Below are 9,700 nucleotides of genomic sequence, written 5' to 3' on the forward strand. Positions count from 1 at the left end.
TCAGACGAACTGCTCGCCAATCAGCCGTTCCTCCAGCCCGTGGCCACGGTCAAACAGCAACCGGTGGGTGACCGAGGTGTCCGACTTGACCTCCACGCTCGCCACGTCCCGGACCGAAGACCGGCTGTCCGCATCCGCCATCACCGGCCGCTTCCCGGGCTCGATCACCTCGAACCGCACCACCGCGCTCCGGGGCAACAGCGCCCCCCGCCACCGGCGCGGACGAAAGGCCGCCATCGCCGTCAGCGCCAGCACATCCGACCCAATCGGCAGGATCGGCCCATGCGCCGAATAGTTGTACGCCGTCGACCCCGCCGGCGTCGCCACCAGAGCCCCGTCGCAGACCAGCTCCTCCAGCCGCTCGCGCCCGTCGATCAGCACCCGCAGCTTCGCCGCCTGCGGTCCCTGCCGCAGAAGCGACACCTCGTTGATGGCCAGCGCCCGCGTGACCTTGCCCCGCGTGTTCTCCGCCTCCATCGACAGCGGGTTGGTCGACGTCTCCTCCGCCGCCTCCAGCCGCGCGGGCAGGTCCTCCACCGCATAGGTGTTCATCAGAAACCCGATGGTGCCGCAGTTCATACCGTATACCGGCAGCCGCAGACCATGCGCCGCGTGCAGCGTCTGCAGCATGAACCCGTCGCCCCCGAGCGCCACGATCACATCAGCCGACCGCGGGTCAGCCTGGCCATAGGCCTTCGTCAACTCCTCGAACGCCGCCACTGCCGCCGGCGCCCTGCTGGCCGTGAACCGGATCCGCTGTCGCTTCATGCCCTGGCCATCCTCCGCCTCGCGCCAAGTCTTCACCGGGACGCCCCCCAAACTCAACCCCCGCACAGGCGTTTCCTTTCCGCGACCGCCGTTTCCCACCGGCAAGGTTATTTCGCGGCCATGGCGAAACCCGTCGCTTTCTTGCCTTTCCTGCAGCCCACCCGTGCTCTAAATACCCCCCACAGTCACGCCCGGAGGACGAGAACGATGAACGCACCCCACCGCGATACCGGCTTCTTCAGCGAACCACTGTCCTCCCGCGACCCCGAGCTTTTCGGCGCGGTCACCAAAGAGCTTGGCCGCCAGCGGCATGAGATCGAACTCATCGCCTCGGAAAACATCGTCTCCCGCGCCGTGATGGAGGCGCAAGGGTCGGTGATGACCAACAAATACGCCGAAGGCTACCCCGGCAAGCGCTACTACGGCGGCTGCCAGTACGTCGACATCGCGGAAAACCTTGCGATCGAGCGGGCCTGCAAGCTTTTCGGCTGCACCTTCGCGAACGTCCAGCCGAACTCCGGCAGCCAGGCCAACCAGGGCGTCTTCCAGGCTCTGATCAAACCCGGCGACACGATCCTCGGCATGTCGCTCGACGCGGGCGGCCACCTCACCCACGGCGCGGCCCCGAACCAGTCGGGCAAGTGGTTCCACGCGGTCCAGTACGGCGTCCGCAAGCAGGACCTGACGCTGAACTACGACCAGCTGGCCGAGCTTGCGACCGAGCACAAACCGAAGCTCATCATCGCCGGCGGCAGCGCGATCCCCCGGATCATCGACTTCAAGCGCATGCGCGAAATCGCCGACTCTGTCGGTGCCTACCTCCTCGTCGACATGGCGCACTTCGCGGGCCTCGTCGCGGCAGGCCTCTACCCCTCGCCCTTCCCGCATGCCCATGTCGCTACCACCACAACCCACAAAACGCTCCGCGGTCCCCGTGGCGGGATGATCCTGACGAACGACGAGGACATCGCCAAAAAGGTCAACTCGGCGATTTTCCCTGGCATCCAGGGCGGCCCCCTGATGCATGTCATCGCCGCCAAAGCCGTTGCCTTCGGCGAGGCGCTGCGGCCCGAGTTCAAGTCCTACCAGGCCCAGGTCATCAAGAACGCCCAGGCGCTCGCCGATGAGCTGATGAAAGGCGGCCTCGACATCGTCACCGGCGGCACCGACACCCACCTGATGCTCGTCGACCTCCGTCCCAAGGGCGTGAAGGGGAACGCCACCGAAAAGGCCCTCGGCCGCGCGCACATCACCTGCAACAAGAACGGCATCCCCTTTGATACCGAAAAGCCGACGATCACCTCCGGCGTCCGCCTCGGCACCCCCGCAGGCACCACCCGCGGCTTCGGCGAGCCCGAGTTCCGCCAGATCGCCCGCTGGATCATCGAGGTCACCGATGGCCTCGCCGCCAACGGCGAAGACGGCAACCACGCGGTCGAGGCCAAGGTGAAGGCCGAGGTCGAGGCACTGTGCGAACGGTTCCCGATCTATCCGGGGCTGTGACCGACCACCTGCGATACGCAGGGCGGGATCCAGACATCCAAGAGCAGGCCTTCCGCGAAATAATCGCGCAAAGCCCGCATCTGACCGGCTGGCTCCGAACCCTCAAGGCGCTTGACCTTCCGGACAGCTGGATCGTCTCCGGCGCGATCTACAACCAGGTCTGGAACCACCTGACCGGACGCCCCCTCCTTTACGGCATCAAGGACATCGACATCTTCTACTTCGACCCCGACCTCAGCTACGAGGTCGAGGATCGCGCGATCCACCGCGTCACCGCTCACTTCCCGCCCGAACCACCGATCGAGCTCAGGAACGAGGCGCGGGTACATCTCTGGTATTCCGAACGCTTCGGCCAGCCCTATCCGCAACTGACCTCCGCCCGCGAGGCCATCGATCTCTTCGCCTCCCGCACCCATGCTGTCGGGGCAAGGCTCACCGAAAAAGGGCTCGAACTCTACGCGCCTTACGGGCTTGACGATATCTTCAGCTTCCGCCTGACCCCGAACCCGCGTTTGGACAACCGGGCTACCCACCATGCAAAGGCGGAACGCCAGATGGCCCACTGGCCCGAACTCAGCCTGGTCCCCTGGCCTGCTGCCTGACCTCGCAGCCCTCCTCCCAGCCCTTTCACATTTGCCCAAATATCCCCGCCGGAGGCAAACCCCGAGCCGGTTGCGCGCCCTTCGCGCGCAGAGGCGAGACAAAAGGCTCGCGCCGAAGGCGCTCAATTTCAAAACCGCCCCAACCAGGCCCAACCGACGGTACTGCTGCGCCTCCCCTACTCCGGGCGGGGTGAGGACGGGCGCAACGCGGGAAAACCCGATTCGCCCCGAATGGTTAACGCCCACAAACCCATACGCGCCCATGGCCCAAAGCAAGACGGTTTCAAGACAGATTCAAGACCGTTAACCTGTTCGAAAAGTGCAAGGATTAACCCAGCGTTCCCAGACACTTGCCGCTAGGTCGGCCCACCCGTTGCGTCCCCCGCCGAAAACCGCCCTTCGCACCCCCTTAACCCCACCGTCCGCCGACCCCCGGGGCAGCTTCTCCCCACCTTGACCTCCTGGCCCACCGACCCTCAAATCGGCGGAGCCACCGGAGCCCCCCTGCGTGACCCCACCCCCGGAAACCACCCGCAGCCTCGAACACCGCATGGGCGACTGGGCCCGCGCCCGGCTTCCCTATGCCCTTGCCGAATTCGTCATGTTCGTCCTGAAGCAGGGCTGGGCCTGCCTCTTCGGCGGCCTCCTCCTTGCGGCCATCATCGCCACCAGGCTTTTCTGGCAGCCCGACTGGCCGGTTCACCGCTACGACGCGCTCTTCGTCTTCGCCATCGCCACGCAGGCGCTCTTCCTCTGGAAGAAGCTCGAAACCTGGGAGGAAGCCCGCGTCATCCTCCTCTTCCACGTCACCGGCACAGCGATGGAGTGGTTCAAAGTCCATGCCGGATCATGGGCTTACCCGGAGCCCGGTCTTTTCAAGCTGATGGGCGTGCCGCTCTTTTCGGGCTTCATGTACGCGGCCGTAGGCAGCTACATGGCCCGCGTCATCCGCATTTTCGACATGCGCTTCGCCCCCTACCCGCCGTTCTGGCTAAGCTTCCTGCTGGCCATCGCGATCTACGTCAACTTCTTCGCCCACCACTTCCTGCCCGACATCAGGGTCGTGCTTTTCGCAGCCACCGTCGCGCTTTACGCCCGGACGAAGATCTGGTTCCGCGTGCATGACCGGCACTGGTGGATGCCCCTGCCCGTTGCCGCCATCCTGTCGGCCCTCGCGCTCTGGATCGCGGAAAACGTCGGCACCGCAACCGGCACCTGGGTCTATTCGGGTCAGCTTGTCGGCCAGCCCGTCAGCCTCGCAAAGCTTGGTTCGTGGTACCTGCTGCTCTACGTTGCCTTCGTGACCGTGACGGTCGTCAGCCGCAGCGCCCTGTCGCCGGTGCCCGTTGACCTCAGAAATACGCGCGCCACGCAAACACAGCCATGACCAGGACCACCAGCGCAAGCACCCCAAACCCGACCGAGCCGATCATGCCCGCAAAAAGATCGCGCCGACGGCTGACAGGATCGATCGCCACCAGATGCTTGACGCATACGTCATAGGCCTCGGTGATCTCGCCCATGTCGATCTGGCCCAGAAGCTTCGGGTTCTGCGCCTTCTGCGCCGCCGAAGCCAAAAGCCTGCCGCCATCGCGCACTTTTTTCGGCAGGTCCCGCCCCGCCCGCTTCAACTTTGCCGAAAGGTCGCGCCCGCCAAGTCCCAGCCTCTCTTCCAGAAGCTGCGCCACCCGATCCGCCATCTGCTGGATCGTCACCGCACTCATTCGTCCCCCTCCAAAACCCAGGGCCAAACCTAGAAGCGAATGATCCCATGTTCAACCGGTCTGGCCTGAAGCTCTCGAAATCGCTATGGAAACGCGATGCTTGCCACGATCCGCCACGCCGCCAGCGCTGCCAGGGAACTGCCGACCCTGGTCATCGCCCATGGCCTTTACGGCTCGGCCCGTAACTGGGGCGTGATCGCCCGCAGGCTTGCCGACCGGCGAGAGGTGGTGGCCGTAGACATGCGCAACCACGGCGACAGCCCGCGCGCCGAAACCCAGTCCTACCCCGACATGGCCACCGATCTGGCCGAGGTGATCGAGAGCCTTGGGCCGCCGGTCGACCTTCTTGGTCATTCCATGGGGGGAAAGGCGGCGATGCAGCTGGCGCTTACCTGGCCCGAGCTGATCCGACGCCTGATCGTCGCCGATATCGCGCCGGTTGCCTACACCCACGACCAAAGCCGCCATGCGCGGGCCATGGGCGGGCTTGACCTGTCAGACATCACCACCCGTGCCGAAGCGGACGCAGCTCTTGCCGCCCAAGTCGAGGACCCGGCCCTGCGCGCCTTCTTCCTGCAATCGCTCGATCTTCGACAGCACCCGCCGCGCTGGCGACTGAACCTTGAAGTGCTGGAGGCCGAGATGCCAAAGATCGTCGGCTGGCCCGGAACAGAGGGCAGTTTCGATCACCCGACGCTCTTCCTGACCGGGGCTCTGTCGAGCTACGTCCAGCCCGAACATCGCGAGACGATCCGCACGCTCTTCCCCAAGGCCCGCTTTGCCAAAATCCCGGGAGCGGGTCACTGGCTTCACGCCGAAAAACCGCGCGAGTTCGAAGAAACGGTGCGGGTGTTTCTCGAGGCCTGAGGGCGAGCGGCGGGCCGCGTCACGCCGCTTCCAGAATGCCCCGCAAGGCCGCAGCGCTCAGCACGACCGGGTTCCCCTTCATGGACGATGCCGAAAGCGCGGCCTCGACGACTTCGCCGTGCATCTCGGCTGTCAACCCGAGCCCGGCAAGGTCCGGCAATCCGGCCTCGCGCGCCCAATCCTGCAGGGCTTGGGGTGCGGCCTCTGCGCTGGTCCCAAGCTCCGTTGCAAGGATGCGGCAGACCTCTTCCAGCCTGGCCCGCGCCGCACCTTCGGCCATGGCCCGGTTCGCTTCCAGCACCGGCCCCAGAAGCGCCCCGCAGATCGCACCATGTGGCGCACCGGTCGTTCCCCCGATCACACCTGCGAAACCATGCACCGCCCCGAGCGCCGCATTTGCAAGCGCCAGTCCGCCGCAGAGGCTGACCCAAGCCATCTGATCCCGCGCCGCGGCATCTTCTCCTGCCATCAACCGCCTCAGGGCCGAGATGCCCTGCCCTATCGCAGGTTCCGCCAGCGCATCGGTGTAGGGTGTGGCCTTAAGGCTGACGTAGGGCTCGATCACCTGCACCACCGCATCAAGGCCCGAGGCGAGCGTCACATCCCACGGGCACCCGTCCGTCAGCGCAGGATCGACAATGGCCAGCCGCGCGATCATCCGGTCGTCGCGGAGGCTGACCTTGCGGCCATGCTCGGGCAGACCGATCACCGCATTCTTCGTGACCTCCGAGCCCGTTCCAGCCGTGGTCGGGATCGCGACAAATGGCAGAGGATCGGCCTTAAGCGGCAACCCCTTGCCCACGATCTCAAGATGCTCCATCGGTCCGTCCGGAGCGGGGATCAGCGCGGCCAGCGCCTTGGCCAGATCCATTGCCGCCCCGCCGCCTATGGCGGCAACCCAATCCGGCCGATGGTCCCGCGCCGCGCTGAGTGCCACGATCACATCGTCAAGCGTTGGCTCACGGCCGCAGGAGAGGGTCAGGACCTCTGGCCCCATCGCCTCGACCAGCCAGGCGGCCCGGGATGGGTTCGCCCCGTGCACGATCAGACCCCTTGCGCCAAAGGGACGGATCAGCCCCGGGGCCTTTGCCGCCTCGCCCCGTCCAAAAAGGATGCGCGGAGGGGCGGTGATCCCGAAGGGCGTCATACGCTCATCGTGGCGGCCACGGCCTTGCCCCAGCGGGCGTATTTGGCGTCTCGGATGGTGGCATCCATGGTCGGCGTGAAGCGGCGATCCAACGCCCAGCCTTTCGCGAACTCCTCCGGCCCGCCGATGACCCCCGCCTGCATGGCCGCGAGGTAGGCGGCGCCCAGAGCCGTCGTCTCGGTGACCTTGGGCCGGTCCACCGGTGCGCCCAGGATGTCGGCCAGGAACTGCATCGTCCAGTCGCTGGCGGTCATGCCGCCATCCACCCGCAGAACCCCATCCGCCGCCGCGCCCCAATCGGCCCGCATGGCTTCCAGAAGGTCGCGGGTCTGGTAGCCGACGCTCTCCAACGCGGCCCGGGCCAGTTCGGCAGGCCCGGAGTTTCGGGTCAGCCCGTAGACAGCCCCCCGGCAGTCGGGCCGCCAGTAGGGCGCGCCAAGGCCGGTGAAGGCGGGGACAAGGATCACGCCCTGCTCCTCCTCGGCGGCTTCGGCGAGGGGCTGGGTCTCCTTCGCCTCGCGGATGATCTTCAGGCCGTCGCGGAGCCATTGGACCACCGCCCCCGCGATGAAGATCGAACCTTCGAGGGCGTAGGTCGGTTTGCCGTTCAGCTGGTAGGCGATGGTCGTGAGGAGGCGGTTCTTCGAGGGCACCATGTCGGCGCCGGTATTAAGAAGGGCGAAGCAGCCGGTGCCGTAGGTGGATTTCATCATGCCGGGGGCGAAGCAAGCCTGGCCTACGGTTGCGGCCTGCTGGTCTCCGGCCACGCCGAGGATCGGGATTTCGCGGCCGAAGAGGTCGGCGCGGGTGGTGCCGTAGGGGGCGGCGCAGTCGCGGACCTGGGGGAGAAGAGCGACGGGGATGTCGAGAAGGCGGCAGATGTCGGTGTCCCACTCGCCTTTGGCGATGTTGTAAAGAAGGGTGCGGGAGGCGTTGGTGGCGTCGGTTGCGTGGACCTTGCCGCCGGTCAGGTTCCAGATCAGCCAGGTGTCGACGGTGCCGAAGGCGAGCTCGCCTCGTTGTGCTCGGCTTCTCGCGCCTTCGATGTGATCGAGGAGCCATTTGACTTTGGTGCCCGAGAAGTAGGGGTCGAGGAGGAGGCCGGTTCTTGCGGTGATCATCGGCTCGTGGCCTGCGGCCTTGAGGGCGGCGCAGGTGTCGGCGGTGCGGCGGTCCTGCCAGACGATGGCGGGGTGGATCGGGTGGCCGGTCTTGCGGTCCCAGATCAGGGTCGTCTCGCGCTGGTTGGTGATGCCGATGGCGGCGATGTCGGCGGCCTTGATGCCGGCCTTCTCGATCGCGGCGCGGGCGGTTCCGGCTACCGTGGACCAGAGGTCGGCGGGGTCGTGTTCTACCCAGCCGGGGCGGGGGTAGGCCTGAGGGAACTCTTCCTGGGCCGAGGCGATGGGCCGGAGGGCGGCGTCGAAAAGGATCGCGCGGGAGGAGGTGGTACCCTGGTCGATGGCGAGGATATGGGTCATGGGTCGGGCCTGCGGAGAGGGATGGGCACGGTGCCCATCGGGTTGATTATCAGCCAATACAATGCGTTAGGAATCTTCGGTCAGAGAATCTTAACGTTTGGGGGTTGGCAGACCGCATCCGCCGGGCGCAAGAATTTTCGAAAATTCTTGCAAATTTCTTCGAAGAAATTTGGGTGCGAGCGGCCCCCTTGCGAGGGCCGCCCAGCCTTGATCAGTTCTGCCAGGACTTGATCAACTCGTCATAGGCGATGGTCTCGCCCATGGGCTTTTCATTCTCCAGCTTCGCCACCGGCGCGCCGGGTGCGTCAAGCCAGACCTGGGCATCCTGTGGCTCGTTCATCTTCGGGCCGATATCGCCCTGGACGCCCGACTTCTCGATCCGCTCAAGCACTTTTTCCTGCTCTTCGCAGAGGGCATCCAGCGCTTCCTGCGGGGTTTTATCCCCCGACATGGCATCGCCGATGTTCTGCCACCAGAGCTGCGCCATCTTCGGATAGTCCGGGATGTTGGTGCCGGTGGGCGACCACTGGACACGGGCCGGCGAGCGGTAGAACTCGATCAGACCGCCCAGTTTCGGCGCGCGTTCGGTGAAGCTTTCGTGCTGGATCGTGGACTCACGAATGAAGGTCAGGCCGACGTGGGCCTTCTTCACGTCCACGGTCTTGGACACCACGAACTGCGCGTAAAGCCATGCGGCCTGGGCGCGGTCCACCGGGGTGCTTTGCATCAGCGTCCAGGAACCTGCGTCCTGGTAGCCGATCTTCTGGCCTTCCTGCCAGTAGACCCCGTGCGGCGAGGGGGCCATGCGCCACTTGGGCGTGCCGTCCTCGTTCATCACCGGGGTGCCTTCGACGACCGAAGCCGCGGTGAAGGCGGTGTACCAGAACATCTGCTGGGCAATCGCGCCCTGGGCAGGAACTGGGCCCGCTTCGCCGAAGGTCATGCCTTGCGCTTCCGGCGGCGAGTACTTCTGCAGCCACTCGATCGCCTTCGTCACGGCATAGACCGCCGCCGCGTCGTTGGTGGACCCGCCACGCGTCACGCAGGAGCCGACGGGACGCGAGTTTTCGTCAACGCGGACACCCCATTCGTCGACCGGCAGGCCGTTCGGTTCGCCCACGTCGCCCATGCCGGCCATGGACATCCACGCATCGGTGTAGCGCCAGCCGAGCGAGGGGTCCTTCTTGCCGTAGTCCATGTTGCCATAGACGCCGGTGGCCGGGCCGCCCGCATAGGACATGTCGCGGCCGGTGAAGAACTCGGCGATGTCCTCGTAGGCCGACCAGTTGACCGGAACGCCGAGGTCGTAGCCATACTTGGCCTTGAAGTCGTCCTTGGTCTTCTGGTCGTTGAACCAGTCGTAGCGGAACCAGTAGAGGTTCGCGAACTGCTGGTCGGGAAGCTGGTAAAGCTTGCCGTCGGGGCCGGTGGTGAACGACAGGCCGATGAAGTCGGCCAGATCAAGGTTCGGGTTCGTCACCGCAGCGCCGTCGCCTGCCATCCAGTCGGTCAGGTTGCGGGCCTGCTGATAGCGCCAGTGGGTGCCGATCAGGTCAGAGTCGTTGATGTAGGCGTCGTAGATGTTCTCGCCGGTCTGCATCTGCGTCT

Annotated in this window: 9 protein-coding genes; 4 read left to right on the top strand and 5 right to left on the bottom strand. The window is 65.7% G+C overall.

Going from position 1 to position 9,700, the window contains the following annotated elements; all coding sequences use genetic code 11:
- Complete coding sequence (locus ACRCSW_RS23130; RefSeq protein WP_438708011.1) at nucleotides 1–768, bottom strand: NAD kinase; 768 nt, start codon at nucleotides 766–768, stop codon at nucleotides 1–3.
- A gap of 207 nt (nucleotides 769–975) precedes the next feature.
- On the opposite strand from ACRCSW_RS23130, the gene glyA reads away from it, so the two are divergent.
- The 3 genes from glyA to ACRCSW_RS23145 all read left to right on the top strand — a co-directional run bounded on the left by glyA (nucleotide 976) and on the right by ACRCSW_RS23145 (nucleotide 4,260).
- Nucleotides 976–2,271, top strand: a complete 1,296-nt coding sequence (gene glyA, locus ACRCSW_RS23135) for a serine hydroxymethyltransferase (RefSeq protein WP_438708003.1) — start codon at nucleotides 976–978, stop codon at nucleotides 2,269–2,271.
- The gene (locus ACRCSW_RS23140; protein ID WP_438708004.1) at nucleotides 2,268–2,873 is read left to right on the top strand and encodes a nucleotidyltransferase family protein; all 606 of its coding nucleotides are present in this window, start codon (nucleotides 2,268–2,270) and stop codon (nucleotides 2,871–2,873) included. Before glyA ends, ACRCSW_RS23140 begins: the two co-directional genes overlap by 4 nt.
- 550 nt (nucleotides 2,874–3,423) lie before the next feature.
- Entirely contained in the window at nucleotides 3,424–4,260 is an 837-nt protein-coding gene (locus ACRCSW_RS23145; RefSeq protein ID WP_438708012.1) for a DUF817 domain-containing protein, read from the top strand.
- Here the strand turns inward: ACRCSW_RS23145 and ACRCSW_RS23150 are convergent.
- Nucleotides 4,226–4,597 carry a hypothetical protein gene (locus ACRCSW_RS23150; RefSeq protein ID WP_438708005.1) on the bottom strand — a complete coding sequence of 124 codons (372 nt, stop codon included), beginning with the start codon at nucleotides 4,595–4,597 and terminating at the stop codon, nucleotides 4,226–4,228. The genes ACRCSW_RS23145 and ACRCSW_RS23150 overlap by 35 nt on opposite strands.
- A 96-nt stretch (nucleotides 4,598–4,693) precedes the next feature.
- Between ACRCSW_RS23150 and ACRCSW_RS23155 the strand changes: the two genes are divergently transcribed.
- Nucleotides 4,694–5,464, top strand: a complete 771-nt coding sequence (locus ACRCSW_RS23155; protein ID WP_438708006.1) for an alpha/beta fold hydrolase — start codon at nucleotides 4,694–4,696, stop codon at nucleotides 5,462–5,464.
- A 19-nt stretch (nucleotides 5,465–5,483) separates the two neighbouring features.
- Here the strand turns inward: ACRCSW_RS23155 and ACRCSW_RS23160 are convergent, their stop codons facing one another.
- The 3 genes from ACRCSW_RS23160 to ACRCSW_RS23170 form a co-directional block, all read right to left on the bottom strand.
- Nucleotides 5,484–6,611 carry an iron-containing alcohol dehydrogenase gene (locus ACRCSW_RS23160; protein ID WP_438708007.1) on the bottom strand — a complete coding sequence of 376 codons (1,128 nt, stop codon included), beginning with the start codon at nucleotides 6,609–6,611 and terminating at the stop codon, nucleotides 5,484–5,486.
- Complete coding sequence (glpK, locus tag ACRCSW_RS23165; protein WP_438708008.1) at nucleotides 6,608–8,092, bottom strand: glycerol kinase GlpK; 1,485 nt, start codon at nucleotides 8,090–8,092, stop codon at nucleotides 6,608–6,610. The genes ACRCSW_RS23160 and glpK overlap by 4 nt, the downstream gene beginning before the upstream one ends.
- Nucleotides 8,093–8,303: 211 nt before the next feature.
- On the bottom strand, nucleotides 8,304–9,700 hold a 1,397-nt coding region (locus ACRCSW_RS23170), incomplete at its 5' end, for an ABC transporter substrate-binding protein (RefSeq protein ID WP_438708009.1).

Source organism: Tabrizicola sp., assembly GCF_051645465.1.
In the GTDB taxonomy this organism is placed as follows: Bacteria; Pseudomonadota; Alphaproteobacteria; order Rhodobacterales; family Rhodobacteraceae; genus Tabrizicola.

Bases quoted from the DNA above. Each gene is read 5' to 3' on its own strand.
- ACRCSW_RS23130 (WP_438708011.1), bottom strand. From the start codon at position 768: ATGAAGCGACAGCGGATCCGGTTCACGGCCAGCAGGGCGCCGGCGGCA.
- glyA (WP_438708003.1), top strand. From the start codon at position 976: ATGAACGCACCCCACCGCGATACCGGCTTCTTCAGCGAACCACTGTCC.
- ACRCSW_RS23145 (WP_438708012.1), top strand. From the start codon at position 3,424: ATGGGCGACTGGGCCCGCGCCCGGCTTCCCTATGCCCTTGCCGAATTC.
- ACRCSW_RS23150 (WP_438708005.1), bottom strand. From the start codon at position 4,597: ATGAGTGCGGTGACGATCCAGCAGATGGCGGATCGGGTGGCGCAGCTT.
- ACRCSW_RS23155 (WP_438708006.1), top strand. From the start codon at position 4,694: ATGCTTGCCACGATCCGCCACGCCGCCAGCGCTGCCAGGGAACTGCCG.
- ACRCSW_RS23160 (WP_438708007.1), bottom strand. From the start codon at position 6,611: ATGACGCCCTTCGGGATCACCGCCCCTCCGCGCATCCTTTTTGGACGG.
- glpK (WP_438708008.1), bottom strand. From the start codon at position 8,092: ATGACCCATATCCTCGCCATCGACCAGGGTACCACCTCCTCCCGCGCG.